General features: G+C 58.1%; 22 protein-coding genes. 17 read left to right on the top strand and 5 right to left on the bottom strand.

Annotated features, from left to right (window positions below; all coding sequences use genetic code 11):
* Window positions 1-3 precede the first annotated feature (3 nt).
* From ACA373_RS15770 to ACA373_RS15725, 10 genes are all read left to right on the top strand, one after another.
* Window positions 4-1,179, top strand: a complete 1,176-nt coding sequence (locus tag ACA373_RS15770; RefSeq protein WP_370734790.1) for a glycosyltransferase family 4 protein — start codon at window positions 4-6, stop codon at window positions 1,177-1,179.
* Window positions 1,179-2,996 carry an ABC transporter ATP-binding protein gene (locus ACA373_RS15765; RefSeq protein ID WP_370734789.1) on the top strand — a complete coding sequence of 606 codons (1,818 nt, stop codon included), beginning with the start codon at window positions 1,179-1,181 and terminating at the stop codon, window positions 2,994-2,996. Before ACA373_RS15770 ends, ACA373_RS15765 begins: the two co-directional genes overlap by 1 nt.
* A complete protein-coding gene (locus tag ACA373_RS15760) occupies window positions 2,983-5,259 on the top strand; it encodes a phosphotransferase family protein (RefSeq protein WP_370734788.1) in 2,277 nt (758 codons plus the stop codon). Before ACA373_RS15765 ends, ACA373_RS15760 begins: the two co-directional genes overlap by 14 nt.
* 14 nt (window positions 5,260-5,273) lie before the next feature.
* Window positions 5,274-6,521 (top strand): alginate export family protein, encoded by a 1,248-nt coding sequence (locus tag ACA373_RS15755; RefSeq protein WP_370734787.1) that lies wholly within the window; start codon window positions 5,274-5,276, stop codon window positions 6,519-6,521.
* 86 nt (window positions 6,522-6,607) lie between these two features.
* On the top strand, window positions 6,608-6,808 hold the full coding sequence (locus ACA373_RS15750) for a DUF2065 domain-containing protein (protein WP_125290314.1): 201 nt from the start codon (window positions 6,608-6,610) through the stop codon (window positions 6,806-6,808).
* 131 nt (window positions 6,809-6,939) lie between these two features.
* Entirely contained in the window at window positions 6,940-8,238 is a 1,299-nt protein-coding gene (locus ACA373_RS15745) for an adenylosuccinate synthase (RefSeq protein WP_253455869.1), read from the top strand.
* Window positions 8,239-8,424: 186 nt separating this feature from the next.
* Window positions 8,425-8,868, top strand: a complete 444-nt coding sequence (gene nsrR, locus ACA373_RS15740) for a nitric oxide-sensing transcriptional repressor NsrR (RefSeq protein WP_253455868.1) — start codon at window positions 8,425-8,427, stop codon at window positions 8,866-8,868.
* Window positions 8,869-8,887: 19 nt separating this feature from the next.
* A complete protein-coding gene (gene rnr / locus ACA373_RS15735; RefSeq protein WP_253455866.1) occupies window positions 8,888-11,341 on the top strand; it encodes a ribonuclease R in 2,454 nt (817 codons plus the stop codon).
* Between the two features lie 68 nt (window positions 11,342-11,409).
* The gene (gene rlmB, locus ACA373_RS15730) at window positions 11,410-12,144 is read left to right on the top strand and encodes a 23S rRNA (guanosine(2251)-2'-O)-methyltransferase RlmB (protein WP_253455864.1); all 735 of its coding nucleotides are present in this window, start codon (window positions 11,410-11,412) and stop codon (window positions 12,142-12,144) included.
* Between the two features lie 100 nt (window positions 12,145-12,244).
* Window positions 12,245-13,852, top strand: a complete 1,608-nt coding sequence (locus ACA373_RS15725) for an isovaleryl-CoA dehydrogenase (RefSeq protein ID WP_370734786.1) — start codon at window positions 12,245-12,247, stop codon at window positions 13,850-13,852.
* On the opposite strand, the gene bsmA is transcribed toward ACA373_RS15725, so the two are convergent.
* Window positions 13,826-14,149: a biofilm peroxide resistance protein BsmA gene (gene bsmA, locus ACA373_RS15720; protein WP_301252902.1), complete on the bottom strand. Its 324-nt coding sequence runs from the start codon at window positions 14,147-14,149 to the stop codon at window positions 13,826-13,828. The genes ACA373_RS15725 and bsmA overlap by 27 nt on opposite strands.
* Before the next feature lie 48 nt (window positions 14,150-14,197).
* The gene (locus ACA373_RS15715) at window positions 14,198-16,132 is read right to left on the bottom strand and encodes a methyl-accepting chemotaxis protein (protein WP_301730300.1); all 1,935 of its coding nucleotides are present in this window, start codon (window positions 16,130-16,132) and stop codon (window positions 14,198-14,200) included.
* A 175-nt stretch (window positions 16,133-16,307) separates the two neighbouring features.
* Here ACA373_RS15715 and yjfP point away from each other — a divergent pair, with 175 nt between their 5' ends.
* A complete protein-coding gene (gene yjfP, locus ACA373_RS15710) occupies window positions 16,308-17,057 on the top strand; it encodes an esterase (RefSeq protein ID WP_253455855.1) in 750 nt (249 codons plus the stop codon).
* Window positions 17,058-17,063: 6 nt separating this feature from the next.
* Here the strand turns inward: yjfP and ACA373_RS15705 are convergent, their stop codons facing one another.
* On the bottom strand, window positions 17,064-17,267 hold the full coding sequence (locus ACA373_RS15705; protein WP_253455853.1) for a hypothetical protein: 204 nt from the start codon (window positions 17,265-17,267) through the stop codon (window positions 17,064-17,066).
* Window positions 17,268-17,653: 386 nt separating this feature from the next.
* Here ACA373_RS15705 and rpsF point away from each other — a divergent pair, with 386 nt between their 5' ends.
* The 4 genes from rpsF to rplI are packed head-to-tail and all read left to right on the top strand — an operon-like array spanning window position 17,654 to window position 19,096.
* Window positions 17,654-18,049: a 30S ribosomal protein S6 gene (gene rpsF, locus ACA373_RS15700; RefSeq protein ID WP_125290324.1), complete on the top strand. Its 396-nt coding sequence runs from the start codon at window positions 17,654-17,656 to the stop codon at window positions 18,047-18,049.
* A gap of 6 nt (window positions 18,050-18,055) precedes the next feature.
* Entirely contained in the window at window positions 18,056-18,373 is a 318-nt protein-coding gene (gene priB, locus ACA373_RS15695) for a primosomal replication protein N (protein ID WP_125290423.1), read from the top strand.
* A 4-nt stretch (window positions 18,374-18,377) separates the two neighbouring features.
* A complete protein-coding gene (gene rpsR, locus ACA373_RS15690) occupies window positions 18,378-18,605 on the top strand; it encodes a 30S ribosomal protein S18 (RefSeq protein WP_000135199.1) in 228 nt (75 codons plus the stop codon).
* A 38-nt stretch (window positions 18,606-18,643) separates the two neighbouring features.
* Window positions 18,644-19,096, top strand: coding sequence for a 50S ribosomal protein L9 (rplI, locus tag ACA373_RS15685; protein ID WP_125290325.1), 453 nt, complete (start codon window positions 18,644-18,646; stop codon window positions 19,094-19,096).
* A 117-nt stretch (window positions 19,097-19,213) separates the two neighbouring features.
* On the opposite strand, the gene ACA373_RS15680 is transcribed toward rplI, so the two are convergent.
* Window positions 19,214-19,753, bottom strand: coding sequence for an OapA family protein (locus ACA373_RS15680; protein ID WP_253455851.1), 540 nt, complete (start codon window positions 19,751-19,753; stop codon window positions 19,214-19,216).
* A gap of 277 nt (window positions 19,754-20,030) precedes the next feature.
* Between ACA373_RS15680 and fklB the strand changes: the two genes are divergently transcribed.
* Both fklB and ACA373_RS15670 read left to right on the top strand, forming a co-directional pair.
* Entirely contained in the window at window positions 20,031-20,651 is a 621-nt protein-coding gene (fklB, locus tag ACA373_RS15675) for an FKBP-type peptidyl-prolyl cis-trans isomerase (RefSeq protein ID WP_125290327.1), read from the top strand.
* A 286-nt stretch (window positions 20,652-20,937) separates the two neighbouring features.
* Window positions 20,938-21,228, top strand: a complete 291-nt coding sequence (locus tag ACA373_RS15670; protein ID WP_253455849.1) for a hypothetical protein — start codon at window positions 20,938-20,940, stop codon at window positions 21,226-21,228.
* 68 nt (window positions 21,229-21,296) lie between these two features.
* Here the strand turns inward: ACA373_RS15670 and ACA373_RS15665 are convergent, their stop codons facing one another.
* A complete protein-coding gene (locus tag ACA373_RS15665; RefSeq protein ID WP_370734785.1) occupies window positions 21,297-23,234 on the bottom strand; it encodes a bifunctional 2',3'-cyclic-nucleotide 2'-phosphodiesterase/3'-nucleotidase in 1,938 nt (645 codons plus the stop codon).
* Window positions 23,235-23,537 lie beyond the last annotated feature (303 nt).

Below are 23,537 nucleotides of genomic sequence, written 5' to 3'. Positions count from 1 at the left end.
TTTATGCGAGTTGCTTTCATCTGTGCAGATAGCGGGATCCCCGTTTTTGGCTGTAAGGGTGCATCCGTCCATATTCAGGAAGTGCTGCGCGCGCTTCTCCGACAGGGCGCGAAGATCGTGCTTTTTGCTCGTCGCATTGCCACGCCGCCCGACGATCTGCAAGGGATCAAACTTGTTTCGCTCGATCCTTTGGATCCGCCTGCGGTGGACAATGCGCTGACGCGGGTTGAAACGGCGCTGGCCGTTAATTCTCAGCTGGAGCAGGCGCTCCAGGCGGAAGGCCCGTTTGATTTGGTCTATGAACGCTATTCCCTGTGGAGCTTCGCCGGACTGGCGTATGCGCACCGACAGGGCTGGCGCACGGTGCTGGAAGTCAACGCGCCGCTGATTGAGGAACAAAAACGCTACCGCGAGCTGGTGGCAGAAAAGAAGGCCGTGGCGGTGTTGAAAAAGCTGCTTGCCAGCGCGACGGTGGTTATTGCCGTTTCGCCCGGCGTAAAAAAGTGGCTGACTGACTTTGCCGGTTCTGCTGAACGCATCCACATTATTGCTAACGGTGTCGATCCGTTGCGCTTTCGGCCTCCCATCGCGCCGCCACAGCCGGAAACCAGCTGGGGAGCGATAACCATCGGCTTTGTCGGCACGCTTAAGGCCTGGCACGACGTAGAAACGCTGCTGGATGCTTTTGTACTGCTCCAGCTGCAGCGTCCTGACGTCTGGCTATTGATTGTTGGCGATGGGCCACAGCGGCAGAAACTGCAAAAAACGGTGCAGGCGAGAGCGATTTCCGGCGTCGCTTTCGCCGGTGCCGTTAGCCCGGCGACGGTGCCGGACTGGCTGAACAGGATAGACATTGCCGTCGCGCCCTATCCGCAGCTGGCGGACTTCTACTTTTCGCCGCTGAAAATCTATGAGTATATGGCCGCGCAGCTGCCGGTTGTGGCAACGCGGGTCGGCCATCTTGCCGAAGTGATTGACCACGGCGTCACGGGCATGCTGGTAGAGCCGGGCGATGCCACGGCGCTTTGCGTTTTGCTTCGGCAGCTGGTGGACCAGCCTTTGCTGCGCCAGCGCCTGGGGGTAGCCGCCCGACGCTTCGTCACGGAGCATCACAGCTGGGATAAAATAGTCAGCGAGACGCTGCGGTTGGCGCAAATGCCTGTCGGGAGCGCAAGCTAATGTCTCTGCCCTGGCTGCCCGTTGCTGCCCGTTTCGCTCCCTGGCTTCGCCAGCAGCGCGGCTTAATCGTGCGTTCGCTCCTTTTCCTGCTGCTGGCGACGGGCATGCGCCTGCTGGAGCCGTGGCCGCTGGCCTTTATTATCGACGAGGTGCTGACGCAGCCTGGCGCGCCGGTTACGGGCAGGCTGAATACGCTGGTTGGCCATTTTAGCGCGGCGGGTCTGCTGCTGCTTTGCGCCGGCAGCGTCATCCTGATTACCGCCGTCAAAGCCGGCCTGAGCTACCTGAGCACCGTCGGCCTGGCGATGGCGGGCAATCGCATCATCAGCATGCTTCGTCAGGCGCTGTTCAGTCATCTGCAAAGCCTGTCGTTAAGCTTTCATCATCAGGCGAAGAGCGGCGATCTCACCACGCGGTTGATCAACGATATCGGCATGCTGCGCGAGGCGATGATTACGGCGATGGTGCCCATGCTGGCGAATATCCTGATCCTGACCGGCATGTTCGGCATGATGCTCTATATCAACTGGAAACTGACGCTGCTGTCGCTGTTGTTGATGCCGCTGCTGCTGTTCAGCATTCGCCGCACCAGCGTGAAGGTGCATAAGGTCAGCCGCGATCAGCGCAAGCGGGAAGGGGCGCTGGCTGCCAGCGCCGCTGAATTTCTCGGTGCGATAGGCGTGGTGCAGGCGCTGTCGCTGGAGTCCGTCGCCGCCGGCCGTTTCGCGGTTGACGACGTAAAAAGCCTGCGGCAAAACGTACAGTCCCGTCGCCTGCTGGCGGGCCTGGAACGCAAAGCCGATCTGATCATCGCTTTCGCCACGGCAGCGGTCCTCTATTATGGCGCAAGCGAAGTATTGAAAAGCCGGATGTCGCCCGGCGATTTGCTGATTTTTGTCTCCTACCTTAAAAACTCATTTCGGCCCGTGCGCGAGTACGCTAAATATGCCGGACGCCTGTCCAAAGCGCTGGCCGCAGGCGAGCGCGTCACCAGCCTGATGGATGTCCGGCCGGTAATTGTCGATCGGCTGGACGCGCAGACGGTCAGCGTTCGCGGCGAAATCTGCTGCGAAGACGTCGGCTTTAGCTATTCGGCCTCGCAACAGCACGGCACGCTGCGGCATATCAGCTTTTCCCTGGGCGTCGGCGAGTCGCTGGCTATTGTCGGATCTTCCGGCACGGGGAAATCCACGCTGCTTAGCCTGCTGCTGCGGCTGTACGATCCGCAGGCGGGCCGTATTCTGCTCGACGGGCGGGATATTCGGCACTGTACGATTAAAAGCGTGCGGCAAAATATCAGCTATGTGCCTCAGGACAGCCTGTTGTTCGGCCTGAGCGTTCGGGAAAATATTGCCATGGCAGCGCTGAAAGCCGTGACGGATGAACAGGTTTACGCCGCCGCCAGGCTGGCAGGCGCGCACGAGTTTATTATGCGGCTGCCGCAGGGGTACGACACCGTGCTCAGCGAAAGGGGACACTCGCTGTCCGGCGGCCAGCGCCAGCGTATCGCGATTGCACGCGCCGCCGTCAGGCAAAGCCCGGTGCTGCTGCTGGACGAGCCGGATACGGGCCTGGACTGCGAAAGCAAGCATCGGTTGACCGGCGCGCTGACCCGGCTGATGGCTGGCCGCACCACGATTATCGTAACGCATAACCTTTCCTTTGCCGCGCGAGCCCAGCGGATCCTCGTAATGGAAGAGGGCGAAATCGTTGAGCAGGGCACGCACGAGCTGCTGTTGGAAAGGCGCGGGCGCTACGCCTGTCTGTGGGCACTACAGCAAAGCAACAACAGGGACGTATCCTATGCTACGGGATAAACATGAACCGATCGGGAAAGACGGCGACCTGCCGGGGCTGGCGGCGCTATTTGATGAAGATCTGCTGACGGCAAGAATACGTGCTTTACCGCCGTTTGCCGGGCTGCGCTCGCTTAAAATCGACTATATCCGTTATAAACCCGCCACCAGCTGCGTCGCAACGCTGATCCTCCAGTTCGCTGACGGAGAGCGGCGCTGGCTGGCCGCCAAGGCGCTGACGCTGACGCGCTTCGAGGTTTCCTGGCGGCATCCCAGACGGCAAAAGCTCATTAACAACGGCGATCCTTTTGCCCCGCTGGCTATTCCCGAGCTGGGGATCATCCTGAGCTATCCACAGCACGATCGCGCGCTTCCCGGTCTCGCTTTGCTGAATGGCTCGCGTGAGCGGGACGCGCAGCTGCGCAGCTGGCTGCCTGACATTGCCGTCGGGGCGCGTCTTGAGCTGAACATCCTGCGCTATAAGCCGGAACGCAGGCTGCTGGCGCTGCTGCGCTGCTGCGGTCAGCCCTGGGCCACGCTGCGTTTTGCCAGCGATGAACGTTATCAGGCAATGCTGACAGGCAACCGGTTGGGGCACGCCACCGGCGAAATTGAACTGCTGGCGGCGCTGCCCGAGCAACGATTGCTGATCGCCCGCTGGATTGAGGGGGAAGCGCTGTGCGCGGAGCAGGCCGGCAACCTGACGGAGCAGGATGTTTTCCTGCTGGGAGGCAAACTGGCCAGGCTGCACAGCCTGAAAATATCGCTGCCAGACGCGCCGCTGCCGGACGGCATCAGGGACGCATGGCAGGTGCTGAACACGCTGAAGGTTGTGGCGCCCATCCAGCAAGAAAAATTTATCTCACTGTTAACCGGATTGGCAAAAAAACTGACGGGTCGCCTGTTCCGGCGCGTGGTTATCCACGGCGATTTCACTGTCGATCAGGTGGTCAAACGCACCGTGGAGAGCCAGCTGCGGTTGATTGACTGGGACAGAGCCACAGCCGGTCATCCCGCCGTCGATCTGGCCGCTTTTCAGGCCAGGCTGGAACTGCAGGTCATTGAGAAAACGCTGACGCCAAACCAGGCCAGGCGGATTGTCGCCGCGCTACATGAGGGATATCGTCAGCAGCGCGGCCATCTGCCGCCGCTGCTGGCTGATTATACGGCGCTGGCGCTGTTGCAGCTGGCCGCTGAACCGTTTCGCAAGCGCACGGCGGGCTGGCCGCAGCATATCGCCGAACTGTTGCAGCGGGCCGGAGAGCTGATGGCGCAGCGCGAGCCGCCCGCCGATCCGGCAGCGACGCTGTCCGGGCTGCTGAGCAAGCCGCGCATAGCGCCGCTGCTGCGTCAGGCGTTGGGATTGCCTGCCGCCGCCATGCTGGAGGAGGCTACGCTCGTTACCCACAAGCCCGGTCGTCGCGCAGTGCTGGCCTGGCGCTGGACATCAGCGCCGGACGAACTGAGCATTATTGGCAAATACCGTTATAAAGGGTTCGAGCCGCATGGTTTTCTTGTCCAGCAGGCGCTGTGGCGCAACGGTTTTAGCGGTGACAGCGATATTATCGTGCCTGAGCCTCTGGCCGTGCTCGAAGCGCAAAATCTCTGGCTCCAGCAGCATATCGCCGGTGAGCGCGTCACCGAAGCGCTGTCGCCGGATAATAAACAGCTGGCGGCAACGGGCGAGCTGGTCGGCACGGCGCTGGCCCGGCTACAGCACAGCCGCGCCGCGCAGCGGGCCGTTGCGGGCAAGCGCTGGTCGGTAAAAGACGAGCTGGAGACGCTGCGGCAGCGGCTGAAACAGGCCGCGACGACGCGGCCTGCATGGGCTGCCAGGATAGCCGGCGTCAGCCGCGCCTGTGAGCAACTGGCGCTGGCGCTAAGCCCCACGCCCGGCCTTTTTCTCCATCGTGATTTCTATCCCGCCCAGCTGCTGCTGATGGCCGCACGGCCGGGGCAGCTTGCCGTACTGGATTTCGATCTTGCCGCCCTGGGGCCGCCATCGCTGGATGCAGGCAACTATATCGCTCATCTGCGCGAGCAGGCGCTGCGGGACTACGGCGACGACAAAGCGCTGGCCGTGCATGAAGATGCTTTTCTGGCGGCCTGGCTGGCGCGATCGGCCGCAGCGGATATCGCTAATATCAGCATTTTTACCACGCTGGCGCTGGCGCGCCATATCGCCATCAGCCTGCTCTTTCCTGAACGTCACCACACAACGGCCAGTCTGCTGGCGCTTTGCGAGGCGCGGCTAAAGCACGCGGCTGCACGGAGAGGATGCTGATGATCCGGCGCGGCGTGCTTGTACTTATAGTATTGCCGCATTTTTACCCGGCCGAGGCGCAGGCAGAGCCGGTCAGCTTTCACTGGCGGGCGATTTACGAGGCGAAAACGCTGCAGAACAGCAAGCTCAGATATGGCGAAGATCGCAGCAATCAAACAGAAACCGAGCCGACGCTGCGGCTGAACGTGCGGGGATTTAAAGACGAGCCGGTCTCTTTTTTCAGCGAGCTGGAGCTGATCCAGAAACGAAAGCGCCAGACGGGAAGCGGCGGCAATACCACCGATACGCTGAACTTCAACCAGCTCTGGCTGCGTGTTGATAACCTGCTGCTGCCGGAAACCGAACTGCGGCTGGGGCGCTGGCTGCTGCGCGACGAGCGGGAATGGCTGGTTGATGAAAACGTGGATGGCGTCCATGCGCGCTTTGGCGATGCGCTAAAAACGGCAGTAGGCGTGGGACGCGTCAATTACTGGCAGCGAAACCTGCTGGATAGCCACACGCGCGGCGATAAGACCACGCTGCTGATGCTGTTCTCTCGTTACGGGATCAACCCACAGTGGCGAGTCGGCGGCTATAGCTTCTGGCAGTATAATCGCGCCGCAGAAGGCGACAGGCAGCTCAACATGGGGCTGCGATCCTGGTCGCCTCCGCAGGCACCGGTCAGCCACTGGCTGGATATCGGCGCGGTACGCGGGCAAAAAGCGCGGCAGGCGCTGCGGGGCTATGCGCTGGACGGCGGCGTCACGCTGACCTTTAAACAGATAGCGTTACGTCCCCGGCTGACGTTGGGCTACGCCTGGGGCAGCGGCGACCGCGATGGCGATAACATTTCCAGGCGCTATCGACAGACCGGATTACAGGGGAACGAGGCCCGGTTCGGCGGCCTGGCGAAATATAAAATCTATGGCGACACGCTCGATCCTGAACTGAGCAATATCCATATCCTCACCGCAGGCGTGGGTGTGAATATCACTGACCGTCTTTCGCTTGATGTTATCGGCCATTACTACCGTCAGGATCGCCTGGGCCAGCAGGTCAAAAACAGTACGGCGCTGCAGGCTAAATACGATCGTCTGAGCACGAAAAAGCTGGGATCGGCGCTGGATATCGTGGCGGGCTGGCGAGCGTCGTCGCATATCCGAATAGAGGCCAGCGCCGCCTGGTTTGCGCCTTCGTCCCGCTTTTATAACGGTTCAGGGCGACGCAGCGAGCACGCCAGCAGCGCCAGCTCGTGGTGGCTGAAAGCGGGAATACAGTTTTAGCGCTTTAACATGATTTCTTTCATTTTCCCGGCCAAACCGGTAAAAAGCCGTGGCATACTACGGCTCTTTTTTCCGGATCGTCATTTATGAATGCAAATGTTTGGTTAGCGCTGGCATTAGTGCTGATTTTAGAAGGGATTGGCCCGATGCTGCTGCCGCGTATCTGGCGGCGTTTGATCCTCACGATGGCGCAGGTTCCCGACCGATTACTGCGTCGTTTCGGCGGCGGGCTGGTGGTCGCCGGCCTGGTGATCTGGTATAGCGTCAGCGTCCACGGCGGCGGATAACGGTACGAAAAAGCGCCCGTCGGCACCGGACCGCGCGACGGGGAAAAAAGTACGCAAACGTGTGCTAAAAGAGCTGAAAGACGTGTTTTACGGTGGTAGAATCCATTTTTAAGCAATCGGTGATTTTAGAAATGGGTAAGAACGTCGTCGTACTGGGCACCCAATGGGGTGACGAAGGTAAAGGAAAGATTGTTGACCTGCTGACCGAACGTGCGAAATACGTGGTTCGCTATCAGGGTGGTCATAACGCGGGCCACACGCTGGTCATCAACGGTGAAAAAACCGTCCTCCATTTAATTCCCTCTGGTATTCTGCGTGAAAACGTAACCAGCATCATCGGCAACGGTGTGGTGCTTTCACCGGCCGCGCTGATGAAAGAGATGAAGGGTCTGGAAGATCGCGGCTTTCCGGTACGCGACCGCCTGTTTATCTCCGAAGCCTGTCCGCTGATCCTGGAATATCACGTCGCGCTGGACGTGGCGCGTGAAAAAGCGCGCGGTGCCAAAGCGATCGGCACCACCGGTCGCGGCATCGGCCCAGCCTATGAAGACAAAGTTGCCCGTCGCGGTCTGCGCGTTGGCGACCTTTTCAATAAAGAAACCTTTGCGGCCAAGCTGAAAGAAGTGATGGAGTACCATAACTTCCAGCTGGTGAACTACTACAAAGAAGAAGCGGTCGACTACGACAAAGTGCTGAACGATATCATGGCCATTGCCGATATCCTGACCGGCATGGTGGTGGACGTTTCCGAACTGCTGGACGGCGCGCGTAAAAACGGTGACCTGATCATGTTTGAAGGCGCGCAGGGCACGCTGCTGGACATCGATCACGGCACCTATCCGTACGTAACTTCTTCTAACACCACCGCGGGCGGCGTAGCGACAGGTTCCGGTCTGGGCCCACGCTATGTGGATTACGTGCTGGGCATCGTAAAAGCCTATTCCACCCGCGTTGGTGCAGGCCCGTTCCCGACCGAGCTGTTCGACGAAACCGGCGAATTCCTGTGCAAGCAGGGTAACGAGTTCGGCGCCACTACCGGCCGTCGTCGTCGTACCGGCTGGCTGGATGCGGTTGCCGTGCGCCGCGCGGTGCAGATCAACTCGCTGTCTGGTTTCTGCATGACCAAGCTGGACGTGCTGGATGGCCTGAAAGAAGTTAAAATCTGCGTCGCTTACCGTATGCCGGACGGCCGCGAAGTGACCACCACGCCGCTGGCAGCAGAAGGCTGGGAAGGCATTGAGCCGATTTATGAAACCCTGCCGGGCTGGAGCGAAACCACCTTTGGCGTGAAAACGCTGGAAGGCCTGCCGCAGGCGGCGCGCAACTATATCAAGCGCGTTGAAGAAGTGACCGGCGTGCCGGTAGACATCATCTCTACCGGTCCTGACCGTAGCGAGACGATGATCCTGCGTGACCCTTTTGACGCATAAGATGTTAGCCAGGCCGGACAATATCCGGCCTGATTTCCTCTCCCGCTCTCTCGTCCCGCCCTCTCTTTATCAGCGCTTACTGAAATAAAATGGCCTCGAATGCGAAGGCTGGTTTATCATCATTGACAACACACTCATTTTTGAGCGGATTGCTGGCGCGTTTAGCGCCGTGCCGTTGAGGTAACCGTGCAGCTAACAAGTTTCACTGATTATGGTTTACGCGCGCTGATTTTTCTGGCCGCGCTGCCCGCAGGCAGGATGACCAGCATCACGGAAGTCACCGGGGCTTACGGCGTCTCGCGTAATCATATGGTTAAGATTATCAATCAGCTGAGTCGGGCAGGCTATGTCGCTGCGGTACGGGGCAAAAACGGCGGCATCCGGTTGGGTAAACCGGCCAGCGAGATCGTGATAGGCCAGGTCGTCCGCGATATGGAGCCGCTCCAGCTGGTGAACTGCCACAGTGACTTTTGCCACATCACCCCGGCCTGCCGCCTGAAAACGGCGCTGCACGAGGCCGTACAGTGTTTTCTCGCCGTGCTGGACGGCTACACGCTGGCCGATTTGGTTACCGACAACCATCCGCTCTACCAATTGCTGCGAATTGAGCAACCCTCTTTCCGCAGCTGATGACAACGGAGGAACCGCTATGTCAAAAGATCCATTTAAGGAACGGGAAGCTGAAAAATATGAGAACCCCATTCCCAGCCGCGAATTTATCCTTTCCCATTTAGATAAACGCGAAAAGCCCGCCAGCCGTGAAGAGCTGGCGGATGAACTTTCTATCTCTGGCGAAGAGCAAACCGAAGCGCTGCGCCGCCGCCTGCGCGCGATGGAGCGCGACGGACAGTTAGTGTTCACTCGTCGCCAGTGCTATGCGCTGCCGGAGCGTCTCGATCTGCTGCGCGGCAAGGTTATCGGCCATCGCGACGGCTTTGGCTTTTTGCGTGCCGAGGGCAGCAAAGACGATCTTTATCTCTCTGCCGAGCAGATGAAGATGTGTATGCACGGCGATGTGATCCTGGCCCAGGCAATGGGCGCCGATCGCAAAGGCCGCCGTGAAGCGCGCGTAGTGCGCGTGCTGGAGCCGCGTAATAACCAGATTGTCGGCCGCTACTTTACCGAAGCCGGCGTCGGCTTTGTGGTGCCGGACGACAGCCGCCTGAGCTTTGATATCCTGATCCCGCCGGAAGAGCTGATGAACGCCCGTATGGGCTATGTGGTGGTGGTGGAGCTGATGCAGCGTCCTACCCGTCGCAGCAAGGCTATCGGTAAAGTGGTGGAAGTGCTCGGCGACAATATGGGTACCGGCATGGCTGTCGAAATGGCGCTGCGTACCCACGATATTCCTCACGTCTGGCCGGAAGCGCTGGAGCGCCAGATCGCCCAGCTGAAGGAAGAAGTGCCGGAAGAAGCCAAAGCGGGCCGCGTAGATCTGCGCGATCTGCCGCTGGTCACCATTGACGGCGAAGACGCCCGCGACTTTGATGACGCCGTCTTCTGCGAAAGAAAACGCGGCGGCGGCTGGCGCTTATGGGTAGCTATCGCCGACGTCAGCTATTACGTTCGTCCGGGCACGCCGCTGGATGACGAAGCGGTTAACCGCGGCACCTCGGTCTATTTCCCGTCGCAGGTGGTACCAATGCTGCCGGAAGTGCTGTCCAACGGGCTTTGCTCGCTGAACCCGCAGGTGGATCGCCTCTGTATGGTCTGTGAAATGACCATCTCCGCCACCGGCAAGCTGACCGGCTACAAGCATTACGAAGCGGTCATGAACTCCTGGGCGCGCCTGACCTATAACAAGGTCTGGAGCATCCTGCAGGGCAATCAGGAGCTGCGCGAACAGTACCAGCCGCTGGTGAAGGATCTGGAAGAGCTGCACCGCATGTATCTGGTGCTGGAAAAAGCGCGCGAGCAGCGCGGCGGCATCTCCTTTGAAACCGACGAAGCCAAATTTATCTTCAACGCCGATCGCCGTATTGAGCGCGTGGAGCAGGTGGCGCGTAACGACGCCCACAAGCTGATCGAAGAGTGCATGATCCTGGCGAACATCGCTTCAGCGCGCTTTGTGGAGAAAAACCACGAGCCGGCGCTGTTCCGCGATCACGATCGTCCAAGTGAAGAAAACATCAAAAGCTTCCGTTCCGTGCTGAACGAGCTGGGCCTGACGCTGGGCGGCGGCAACAAGCCGCATCCGCTGGATTACGCCGAGCTGCTGACGCAGATCTCTTCGCGTCCCGATGCCGAAATGCTGCAAACCATGCTGCTGCGCTCGATGAAGCAGGCGGTATACGACCCGGAAAACCGCGGCCACTTCGGCCTGGCGCTGGCGTCCTATGCGCACTTTACGTCGCCGATCCGTCGTTATCCCGATCTGCTGCTGCATCGCGCTATCAAATATCTGCTGGCGAAAGAGAACAACACGCTACAGGGCAACACCACGCCAACCGGCGGCTACCACTACGAAATGCAGCAGATGCTGCAGTTTGGTCAGCACTGTTCAATGACCGAACGCCGTGCGGACGAGGCGACGCGTGACGTAGCCGACTGGCTGAAGTGCGACTTTATGCAGGATCAGGTGGGCGAAACCTTTACCGGCGTGATCTCCAGCGTTACCGGCTTCGGCTTCTTCGTTCGCTTAAACGATCTGTTTATCGACGGGCTGGTGCATGTTTCCACGCTGGACAACGACTACTACCGCTTTGACGCCATCGGGCAGCGCCTGGTTGGCGAGTCCGGCGGCAAATCCTATCGCCTGGGTGATACGGTTGAAGTGCGCGTGGACGCGGTACATATGGACGAGCGCAAAATTGACTTCGCGCTGATTTCAAGCGCGCGCAAACCGCGTGGCGAAGGCAAAACCGAGCGCGATCGGGCGAAGAAACCCGCCGCCCAGCACAGCGGCAAACGCCGTCGCGACCAGGGCAAAAAGGTGAACTTCGAGCCGGACAGCGCCTTCCGCAACGGCAAAAGCAAGGCCGGTGCGGCAGACGGCGCGAAAAGCGAGAAAAAACCGCGCAAACCGTCGGATAAAAGCCGTAAAATCGCCGCCGCGACGCGTTCCAAACGCGCCGCGAAAAAGACCGATACGCCCGCATCCTGAAGGCAGGCAGACGCATAACCTCGCCGCATCCCGGATGCGGCATGTAACGACCAGTTGAGTAACAGTGAATGAGTGAAATAGTTTTTGGACTCCATGCCGTGCAGGCGCTGCTTGACAGCGATCCGCAGCGCTTTCAGGAAGTGTTTATCCTTAAAGGCCGTGACGATCGCCGTCTGCAGCCGGTAGTGAAGGCGCTGGAAGCGCAGGGCATCGTGATCCAGGTCGCCAGCCGTCAGTGGCTGGACAGCCAGGTCGAGGGCGGCGTGCATCAGGGGATCGTGGCGCGCGTCAAAGCCGGCCGCCAGTATCAGGAAAACGATCTGCCGGATCTGCTGGAAAAGCTGGAGAAACCTTTCCTGCTGATCCTGGACGGCGTAACCGATCCGCATAACCTGGGCGCCTGCCTGCGCAGCGCCGATGCGGCTGGCGTTCATGCGGTGATCGTGCCGAAAGATCGCTCCGCTCAGCTGAACGCCACGGCGAAAAAAGTGGCCAGCGGCGCGGCGGAAAACGTCCCGCTGATCCGCGTCACCAACCTGGCGCGCACGATGCGTATGCTCCAGGAAGCCAACGTCTGGATCGTCGGCACGGCGGGTGAAGCCGATCATACGCTGTACCAGAGCAAAATGACCGGCCCGATGGCGCTGGTGATGGGCGCGGAAGGCGAAGGCATGCGTCGTCTGACCCGTGAACACTGCGACGAGCTAATCAGCATTCCTATGGCGGGCAGCGTTTCCTCGCTGAACGTATCGGTCGCTACCGGCATCTGCCTGTTTGAGGCCGTGCGTCAGCGCGCGAAATAATCACGCCGGGGCGTGATCCGCGCCCCGAAATCCCTCTCTGCTCCTCGCCTGCGCCGTCCTCTTTTGCATACTGAGTGTGTGCCTACAGAAGGAGGTCAGGATGAACCGTACCCACCACGTCTTTAATCAGCCCCGTCCGCTGACCAACAGCAATCTGTTTCTTTCCGATACGCCGCTGCGCGAGGCCGTGCTGCGCGAAGGCGCGGGCTGGGACAACGATCTGCTGGCGTCCGTCGGGCAGCAGCTGGGCAGCGCCGAGTCGTCAGAGCTGGGCAGGCTGGCCAACAGCTATCCGCCGGAGCTGCTGCGCTACGATGCTGTAGGCGAACGGCTGGACGATCTGCGCTTTCATCCCGCCTGGCATCTGCTGATGCAGGGGCTGTGCAGCAACCGCGTGCATAACCTGCCGTGGCAGGAGAATGCGCCGCCCGCAGCCTTCGTCGCGCGGGCCGCCCGCTTTATCCTGCATGCCCAGGTGGAGGCAGGCACGCTTTGCCCTGTCACCATGACTTTCGGCGCTATTCCGCTGCTGAAATCCCATCTACCTGCGCCTTTTCGCGGCTGGCTTACGCCGCTGCTTTCCGACCGTTACGATCCGCATTTGCAGCCGGGCGAGCACAAGCGCGGGCTGCTTATCGGCATGGGCATGACTGAAAAACAGGGCGGCACCGATGTGCTGAGCAACACCACACGCGCCGAACCCGTGGGCAACGGCGAATACCGGCTCACCGGCCATAAATGGTTTTTTTCAGTGCCGCAAAGCGATGCGCATCTGGTGCTGGCGCAGGCCAAAGGCGGGCTTTCCTGCTTTTTCCTGCCGCGCCTGCTGCCGGACGGCAGCCGTAATGCCGTGCATCTGGAGCGGCTGAAGGACAAGCTGGGCAATCGGTCCAATGCCAGCAGCGAAGCGGAGTTCTTTGCGGCCAGCGGCTGGCTGATTGGCGAAGAGGGTGAAGGCGTCCGGCAGATTTTAAAAATGGGCGGCTATACCCGTTTTGACTGCGCGCTGGCGAGCCATGCGATGATGCGCCGCGCGTTTTCCATTGCGCTTTATCATTGCCATCAGCGTCAGGTGCAGGGCAAAAGCCTGGTCGATCAGCCGCTGATGCGTCAGCAGCTCTGTTCGCAGGCCCTGCTACTGGAAGGGCAGACGGCGATGCTGCTGCGGCTGGCCGGCGCATGGTCGGCGGAAAGCGGTGAAGCGGGCAAACTCTTCAGCCGACTGTTTACGCCTGCGGCGAAATATGTGGTGTGCAGACGCGGCATCAGCTTTGTCGCGGAGGCGATGGAAATGCTGGGCGGTATCGGCTACTGCGAGGAGAGCGAGCTGCCGAGGCTCTATCGTGAAATGCCGGTTAACAGCATCTGGGAAGGTGCCGGTAACGTGATGTGCCTGGACGTATTGCGCGTGCTGAGTAAGCAGCCAGCCGCCATGGAGCTGCTGGCCAGAGAGTTTGAGGCGGTGAAAGGGCAAAGCCGCTACTTCGACGGTGCCTGGCGCCAGTTAAAGCTGCTGCTGCGCCATCCGCAGGAAGCCCAGGCGCGTGCAATCTGCGAAAGCCTGTTCAACCTGGCCTGCGGCGTGCAGGTCATGAGGCAGCTGGAACCCTGCATAGCCGACGCCTGGTGCCGACAGCTGCGCGGGCCGGCGCCGCTGTCGGAAAAAGTCTGTCAGCGTTTGCTACTGCGCGCCACCGGCATTAGCTGACGGCCCATAAAGCACCGCCGTTGAATACCAGCGGCCCGGCATGACCGTTTCGCTGACCATCTGGATGACGTAATACTTCGCGCCCGCCTCGTTGGCTTTAGCGGCAATAGCCCGCGCGGCATCGTCCGGCGAGCCGCGTACCGACACGCTGACGGTGCCGAGCCGCGTCAGCGTCATGCTCTGCGCGCGCGTGATCTCCTGCGCCTGCGCCTGTACCGGCGGGGGCGGCTGCGGCGTGGTTTGGGTCAGGCTACAGCCCGTAAGCAGCAGCACGAAAAACAGGGATAACCTGGACATAGGCACTCCTCTTGATGGACTGCCTGAAGTGTAAGCTATCCCGATGCTTTATGCCTTGACGCGGAAAACCTGCACCAGAGCGGTCAGGTGATGGCCTTTGCGGCTCAGCTCTTGCGCGGTCAGCTCTGAGGTGGCGACCAGCTCAGTGCTTTCGTGCGTCGCCTGGCCAATCTGGTTCATGGCAATATTGACCTGGCCAATGCCCGCCGACTGCTCTTTAGACGCAACGTTGATTTCGCTCATCAGCACTTTCACCTGCTCGATACGGCCAACGATATCCTCCATTGACTGGCGCGTCTGCTCGGACAGATTGTGGCCCTGTACCACTTTGCTGAGCGAGTTTTCAATCAGGCCGTCAATCTCTTTGGCCGCCGTGGCGCTGCGCTGCGCCAGCGCGCGGACTTCCGCCGCCACCACCGCAAAGCCTTTACCGTGCTCGCCCGCGCGCGCCGCTTCCACTGCGGCGTTCAGCGCCAGGATATTGGTCTGAAAAGCAATAGATTCAATCACCTGAGTAATATCGGCAATGCTCTGTGAAGCGCTCTTGATGTCGGTCATGGTCGTCACGGAACGCGTCACCGTTTCGCCGCCTTTACCGACCGCCGCCGCCGCTTCGCCTACCAGCGTCAATGCCTGGGAAACGTTAGCGGCGTTTTGCGCCACGGTAGCGCTCAGCTGCTCCATGCTGGCCGAGGTTTCTTCCACGCTGGCCGCCTGACGCGTGATCTGCTCGCTGATGTTTTCGCTGCTGGAGGCGATAGCATCCGTTCCGCTGCTGATCTCCTGAGCGGCTTCACGAACCTGAGACACGATGCGATCCAGGCCGTCGCCGATACCGTTGATCGCGACGATCAGCTTGCCCACTTCATCATGGCGCCGGGTTTCCAGCGTGGCCTGCAAATTACCGGCAGAGTAGTGCTCGGCCAGCTCGATGACCTGCTGTAGCGGCCTGCTTATCCAACGATGCGTGGTGGTGATAAAGCCCAGCGCGAACAGCGCAACCAGCGCGGCGCCCAGCGTCAGGAACAGATTGCGGGTATGTTGGATCGGCGCCAGCAGGCTGGCTTTATTGACTTCGCCCAGAATTATCCAGTGCCAGTCTGGCAGATGATGCCAGGCCATGATCTGCGTTTCGCCGTTGGCGTCTTTTACCTCTACCTTGCCGGAGGTCTGGCTCAGCAGCAGCTGGCGGGTGGCTTCCGGCCAGGCCGGCAGCTGGCCTTCGCGTTCAGGATGAAACACATACTGGCCACGGGTTTTGCCTGCGGCATCGCTCAGCACGGAGAAGTGGCCGCTTTCGCCCAGCTTTTTCACCAGCACTTTTTCTCTAATCAACGCGTACTGTTTGGTAATATCCACGCCGACAAACAGAATGCCGACCACCTGTCCGCTGGCGTCTTTTACCGGCTGATACTGTGTGATATAGCGTTTGCCAAACAGCATGGCGACGCCCTGGAAGATCTGGCCCTGCTGCGCCATTTTCCAGGCCGGGCTGGCGCGATCCAGCCGGGTGCCGATAGCACGCTCGCCATTCTCTTTGCGTAGCGAGGTCGACACGCGCAGGAAATCGTCGCCGGTACGCACGAAAACGGTCGAGATAGCGCCGGTGCGCGCCAGAAAATCATCCACCAGGCTTTCGTCCAGATTCAGCGTTTTTAGCCCCGCACGCAGGACTGGCGCCTGTTCGGCACCAATCGTTACGCGTTCGCCAGGATCGATGGAGAACTGCTTCGGCAAAAAGCTTTGAAAAAGCGCGGTATAGTTAGCAACTTCTTCCCTCAGCGTACTGTTGAACATGGTGGCCATATCGCCGATGCCGTCGACCTGGTTTTCCATATTTTCCAGCGTTAACGCCTGCATTTGATTCGACGCGTTATTGGTCAGCGCCAGCGTTAAAACTAAAAATAGTGCGGCTACGCTTAGCGAGGTTATTACCGACAGCTTAACGCCGAGGCTCCAGCGCCCAAATGCGAGAAATTTCATAAAAAAGCCTGTATTAAAAGAGGGGGGTCATAACGGTTAACGGCTGGAAAAAGAAAATATTTAGTGAGCGCTTCAGCATGCAGATCAATTAAATAAGCAATAAACTCAAATAACAGCATGATTAGCTGGCTATTTGTATTTGTAGCCTGTAGCGCAACGACTTAAGGGGAAAGTGATGATTGAAGTCAGTACGGAATTTTTTGCGGGGATTGAATGCCTGCACGCCGCGCCGACAGGCAAAAGAGACGAGCCGCTGCCTACTATCCTTTTTTATCACGGGTTTACCTCGTCGAAAGAAGTCTATAGCTATTTCGGCGTGGCGCTGGCGCTGGCGGGCTTTCGCGTGATCCTGCCCGACGCGGATATGCACGGCGCGCGCTATAACGGCGATAGCGAATATCGCCTGTCCCACTTCTGGGAAATCCTGAAAAGCAATATTGATGAAGTACCGCAGCTTATAGCCTCGCTGCGGCAGCAGAATTTGATTGAGGGTACGCGCCTTGCGGCGGCGGGTGCCTCAATGGGCGGCATGACCGCGCTGGGCGCGATGGCGCGCTACCCCTGTTTTACCAGCGTCGCCTGCCTGATGGGGTCGGGCTATTATATGTCGCTGTCCCACACGCTGTTTCCGCCGCTGGCCGTGCATACGCCCGAGCAGGCGCAGGCTTTTGCTCAGCGAATGGCGCCGCTGGCGGATTATGATATCAGTCGGCAGCTGGAGAAAATTGCCGATCGGCCGCTGCTGATTTGGCATGGTGAAGCGGATGAGATGGTACCGGTGGCAGAGAGCGTGCGGCTGGAAAAAGCGTTAAGAGAAGCGAAGCTCGATGCCGGGCTGACGTTTCTCACGGAGCAGGGCATCGGGCATCGCATCACGCCGTCGGCGCTGGAAGCCACGACAGCATTTTTCAAACGTCATTTGTAGACGGGATCACAGCTGCTGCGCCAGTCGTTGCGCAGCGGGGATCGTCACCAAAGGCTTGTCCGTCATCTGTCCCGTTGGCGAATCGATACGGTTTACATAGACGTAGCTGTTCGCCGCCTGGCTGGCTACGCTCTGCCCACAGTCGGTATCGGCAAGGGCGGGGGTGGAAAGGGCGAGTCCGAGTAAGGTGGCGATTGCGATGGTTTTCATGATTCAACTCCACAATCAGGTAACAAATCTGACGCCGGGCGTCAGGGTCTTGTCTTCACCCTGTAAGTTTAGCGCCGTTCGCGATAAAGTGTATTAGTAATTCTTGCTTTTTACCGTCGCGCTTTAGGGGCGAAAAAACAGGCTAATTGCCTGATCCCTTTCGCTTCCCACCGCAGCCTGGCTCAGGCTGACAAATAATTTACATCAGGCCGCGACTTTACCTTGAGTTTCCCCCCCGCCGCCAGTATGATTACGCGTCAATTTTTCAGCCGCATTCTCAGGTTGTGACCCGATAGTTGTCAGGTCACGGCTTATAACGTTCCTTGCTTCCATGGGCCGCGGTTGACCCCGACAGGAGGCTGAATAATCCGTAAGGAGCAAATTCGATGCGTCATTACGAAATCGTATTTATGGTTCACCCTGACCAGAGCGAACAGGTTCCTGGCATGATCGAGCGCTACTCTGCGACCATCACTGGTGCAGAAGGTACGATCCACCGCCTGGAAGACTGGGGCCGCCGTCAGCTGGCTTACCCGATCAACAAACTGCACAAAGCTCACTACGTTCTGCTGAACGTTGAAGCGCCGCAGGAAGCGATCGATGAGCTGGAAACTAACTTCCGCTTCAACGACGCCGTTATCCGCAGCATGGTTATGCGCGTTAAGCACGCGGTAACTGAAGCTTCTCCGATGGTTAAAGCGAAAGACGAGCGCCGTGAGCGTCGTGAAGATTTTGCTAACGAAACCTCTGATGAAGCAGATGCTGGGGATTCTGAAGAGTAATTGACCGTGGAGGCTAATCGGCTGACGCTGTCTGGCACCGTGTGCAAGACGCCGATGCGTAAAGTAAGCCCCTCAGGTATTCCACACTGCCAGTTCGTGCTTGAGCACAGATCGATGCAGGTGGAGGCCGGTTTTACCCGGCAAGCCTGGTGTCGCATGCCGGTGATTATCAGCGGCAAAGCCCATCAGGCCATTACTCAAAGTATAACGGTCGGCACGCCGGTCACCGTTTCAGGTTTCATTAGCAGCCATCAAGGGCGCAATGGGCTGAATAAGACGGTGCTGCATGCCGAGCAGATTGAATTGATAGATTCTGGAGACTAGCCAAATGGCACGTTATTTCCGTCGTCGCAAGTTCTGCCGTTTCACCGCGGAAGGCGTTCAAGAGATCGATTATAAAGATATCGCAACGCTGAAAAACTACATTACTGAAAGCGGTAAGATTGTACCAAGCCGTATCACTGGTACTCGCGCTAAATACCAGCGTCAGCTGGCTCGTGCTATCAAGCGCGCGCGTTACCTGTCTCTGCTGCCGTATACCGATCGTCATCAGTAACGGCTGTTGTCAATTAACGACTTTAAGAGGATAAGGTAATGCAAGTTATTCTGCTTGATAAAGTAGCAAACCTGGGCACCCTGGGCGACCAGGTAAACGTTAAAGCGGGCTACGCTCGTAACTTCCTGGTACCACAGGGCAAAGCTGTTCCTGCTACCAAGAAAAACGTTGAGTTCTTCGAAGCACGCCGTGCAGAGCTGGAAGCCAAACTGGCTGACGTTCTGTCCGCTGCTAACGCTCGCGCTGAGAAAATCAATGCACTGGGCACCGTTACCATCGCGTCTAAAGCAGGCGACGAAGGTAAACTGTTCGGTTCTATCGGTACTCGCGACATCGCTGACGCTGTAACTGCAGCCGGCGTTGAAGTAGCCAAGAGCGAAGTTCGCCTGCCGAACGGCGTTCTGCGCACTACCGGTGAGCACGAAGTGGACTTCCAGGTTCACAGCGAAGTCTTCGCTAAACTGACTGTAAACGTGGTTACTGAAGCTTAATCGCTTCTCTACCGCTTAAAAACGCCGGCCTTGTGCCGGCGTTTTTGTTTGTGAAAAGCGTTCTCTGAGCAGATTGATAATGTAAAAAGCCGACATCGCGTCGGCGTTTTTGTTTGGCTAATGAACCTGCAGAAACGCGCCGTCCGGCTGGCGGGTAAATAAAATTTCCCCCTGCTCCGTAGTTACGGCCAGTCCCGTCACCACGCCGTGCGAATTCTGGCGGATCCTGACCGCCTGACCGGCCTGCAAATTACTCAGCGGCTTGTCGTTGCCCTCCACGCGGGCCATTGCAAATACATCATTTACCGGCAGATTGTGGTCGCGGAACAGCTGCGCCAGCGTTTGCCCGTTGGCAATCTGGTAGTTTGTCCACTGTCCCTGAGCATCGCCTTTAGGCTGCTGACTGTTATCCACCCGACCGCTAAGCTCCGCCTGTAGCGGCACGTCTGTTGTGGTGCGCTCAACGTTAACGGGGCGTTCCGTCTGCTCCGGCTGTCGCGGCGAAGGCCACAAAAAAGCCAGCAAAACCAGCGCCCCGGCCAGGATAATGCCGCGACGGTGGAAAGACGGCAGCGGATCCATCCAGCGTGCGGAATCCGCCAGGTGCCAGAGCCAGTTGAACCACTTCGATGCTGGTGACGCTTTAGTGACGGGCATGGCGTCGTCCTCCTTGCGCGATCCTCGCGCGAATAAAATAAACCGCTTTAACAAAGCCGGCCGGCGTTTCCTTCGTCTGCGGGCAATATGGCCCATGTTAACCTCTACTGAAATATAGCTGATAGCGCACTCTCCGCGCGGCTTTTATAGCGTAAGCGGAGCAGCGTTATTGTTTCCTTTTACGCTGAAAATGTCACCTGAAGAAGATGGCGTTTTACCCCTGTTGCCTGCGCTGTTATGCTTCGTCCTCAGTTTTATTACCAGTAAAGGAAAATCCATGACTACCCCTTCTTTAGACAGCGTAGAAGCACAAGCAAGCTACGGTATCGGTTTACAGGTTGGCCAGCAGCTGCTGGAATCCGGGCTGCAGGGGCTGCAGCCAGAAGCGCTGCTGGCTGGCCTGCGCGACGCGCTGGAAGGGAACTCCCCGGCTGTGCCCGTTGACGTTGTTCACCGCGCGCTGCGTGAAGTGCACGAGCGTGCCGACGTGGTTCGTCGCGAGCGTCAGCAGGCGATGGCCGCCGAAGGCCAGAAATTCCTGGAAGAGTACGGTCAGCGTGACGGCGTGAGCAGCACCGAATCCGGCCTGCAGTTCAGCGTCATCAAGCAGGGCGACGGCGCTATTCCGTCTCGCCAGGATCGCGTTCGCGTTCACTATACCGGCAAACTGATCGACGGTAGCGTGTTTGACAGCTCCGTGGCGCGCGGCGAACCGGCTGAGTTCCCGGTCAGCGGCGTTATCCCAGGCTGGATCGAAGCGCTGACCCTGATGCCGGTCGGCTCAAAGTGGGAGCTGGTTATCCCACAGAACCTGGCCTACGGCGAGCGCGGCGCTGGCGCTTCCATTCCGCCATTCAGCACGCTGGTGTTTGAAGTTGAGCTGTTAGAAATTCTGTAACAGCCGATCCTGCCGGGATAACGATTGTTGTTGTTCCGGCAGGATACCTGTTATTCCTCAATATTGCCTGATATGAATTTTATTACGCGTTAAATAACGCGGATGCTTTAACTAATAGCCTTTTCTCACTCGTTGAAAATATATTCAGCCGATTCTGAAAATACCCTGCTGGATTATTTTGATCCTGAAGGAAGGTTTGACTACGCCGCTTTTTTGAAATAAGTTCTCGACGTGGCAATGAATGCCATAGTAATGCTGATGATATTATTATCAAGGAGAACTATAAATGCGCGAGTTGACCAACAATGAAATTGCCGCGGTTGCAGGCGCCGGGCTTTTTTCTGATATCGGCAAAGGTATTGGCTTTCTTATCGGTTCTGTGATCGACCAGGGCGCCTCTGCCGGTGGCTTAACAACTTCTTCCGTTGACGCTGTTTCCCAACTGGGCGGCGGAATTGGTAAAATACTGGAGTTAAACATTTCCGGTGCGATTAACGATATTGGTGCGGGCGTGGTTGGCCTGGTAAAATATGGTATTGACTCCATTAATAGCCTGAAATCCTCTACCGGCGCATAAGTTTATTACCTCTGGTAATAAATAAAGCCAGCCTTGTATGCCAGGCTGGCTTTTTTATGAAAGATTCGTCAGTTAAGGCCAATATGGTAAAGCGCAAAGCCGATATCGTCCTGGCCTGCTTGCTTCAGCGGATATTGGCCATGGTTTTTAATAAATTCAGCTGCTTTTGAAGATGGCGAGGTCTCAAAAAAGATATTCAGAGGGACCTTAGCGTTAATATTTTCCAGCCGCCAGTTATTATCCGCCTGCGGACTGACTTCGCCATGCGCCCGGGTCTGCGCCGTAATGTACGCCGCTACGACAGCGCGATTTTCATCCGGAGAAGCAAAAGCGACGTGATCCTCGCCGGTTCCGGCAAATTTGCCGCCGTAGGCGCGATAGTTATTGGTCGCCACCAGAAAAGTCGCCTCGGGATCGACTGGTTTTCCCTGGAAGGTTAAATCGCGGATACGGGAAGCCTTGTCATTAATCAACTGACATTCCGCATCGTAGCGGGCAGGCTGCGTGACGTCGATTCGGTAGCTCACACCGTCAATAACGTCGAAATTATAGGTACGAAAATCCCAGTTAATCAGCGGCTGCGGTTTAGTGCTGGCCGGATCGATCTGGTTAAACTGACCCGCCGAGCATTCCAGCCACTCTTTTACCTCTTTACCGCTGGCCTTTACGACCACCAGCGTATTGGGATAGAGGTAAAGATCCGCTGCGTTACGAAAGGTCAGCGGGCCTTTCTCCACTTCCACATAGCTGGCCGGATCGTTTTTACGGCCGCCGGCCTTGAACGGTGCGGCGGCGGAAAGCACGGGCAGGGCGGCCAGATCCGGATCGCCCTGAATAAAGCGCTCTGCATAATCGCGCTGCGCATTATTCACAATCTGCACGGTCGGATCGTCCTGAACCAGCGACAGATAGCTGTACATCACGTCTGCCGATTTTCCGATAGGCTGGCTGACAAATTCACGCGTGGCGTGATGATCGGGCGCCATCACCTTCAGCAGCGCCGGATCTTCCGCCGCCAGCGATTTTTTCGCCGCCGTATCGTAAATGGGCCGGGCCTGCGCGGTCGCTTCGCTTACCCGCCAGCGGCCTGCATCGTTATTAAGCACCAGATCGACCACGCCCAGATGATCGCCCCACATGCCCGGCATCACCGCCGGTATCCCGTTCAGCGTACCTTTAGCGATATCGGCACCTTTGATCGCGGCAAAATCTTTGCTGGGGAAAACGGCGTGCGCATGGCCAAACAGGATGGCGTCGATGCCGGGAACCTGGCTGAGGTAGTAAACGGAGTTTTCCGCCATCGCGTGCCACGGCTCGCTGGAGAGGCCGGAATGGGGGATAGCCACGATCAGATCCGCGCCCTGGCGGCGCATCTCCGGTACCCATTTACGGGTGGTTTCGGTAATATCCTCCACGGTAATTTTACCGCTGAGGTTTTTCTTGTCCCACACCATAATCTGCGGCGGCACAAAACCGATGTAGCCCACTTTGAGCTGATGCTTGTTGCCCTCGCGATCCGTCACTTCCGTCGCCTTAATCAAAAAAGGCGTGAACAGCGGCTTACCGCTGTGGATATCAATGATATTGGCATTGATGTAGGGGAATTTCGCGCCGCTGATGGCTTTTTGCAGGTAATCCAGGCCATAGTTGAATTCATGGTTGCCCAGGTTGCCTACCGTGTAATCCAGCGTGTTCAGCGCCTTGTAAACGGGATGGATTTCGCCCTGCTGTAAGCCCCTGGCCGCCACATAGTCACCGAGCGGGCTGCCCTGAATAATGTCGCCGTTATCCACCAGCACGCTGTTGGCGGCCTCTTTACGCGCCGCCTCAATTAACGTTGCGGTACGCACCAGCCCGAACTTTTCCGTTGGGGTATCCTTGTAGTAATCGAAATCCATCATATTGCTGTGCAGGTCGGTGGTTTCCAGCAGGCGGAAATCGACCGTGGCAGCGTGTAGCGCGCAGCTGACCAGCAGCGCAACGGGCGTCACAACGGACTTAATCATTGTTTCTCCTTAATAGCGTTTGTGTAATCCCTAACGTCGCAAAGTTTTATGAAACTAATACCTTCTTTCTCATAATTATGTGAGCAGCTACAAATATTTATCTCTTATGGCCCGGCCCGTCGGGAACGATTAAGGTCGTTGCGGGGTCAACCTGATGAAAAACAGCAGCCCCTGCGGCGTAAAATAATTTATGCTATTGATAATTAAGCGCTGGCGGATCGTTTGGCCTTCGATCTTTGCTATCGACTATGATCAACAGAGAGCGCTGGCGCTGGCAAAGTGATAGCCAGCGCCAGCCAGCAA

The sequence above is a fragment of the Erwinia sp. STN24 genome (assembly GCF_041320675.1).
GTDB lineage: Bacteria > Pseudomonadota > Gammaproteobacteria > Enterobacterales > Enterobacteriaceae > Erwinia > Erwinia aeris.
Note: the sequence above shows the minus strand (reverse complement) of the source record. Positions and strands in the feature narration are given on the sequence as shown.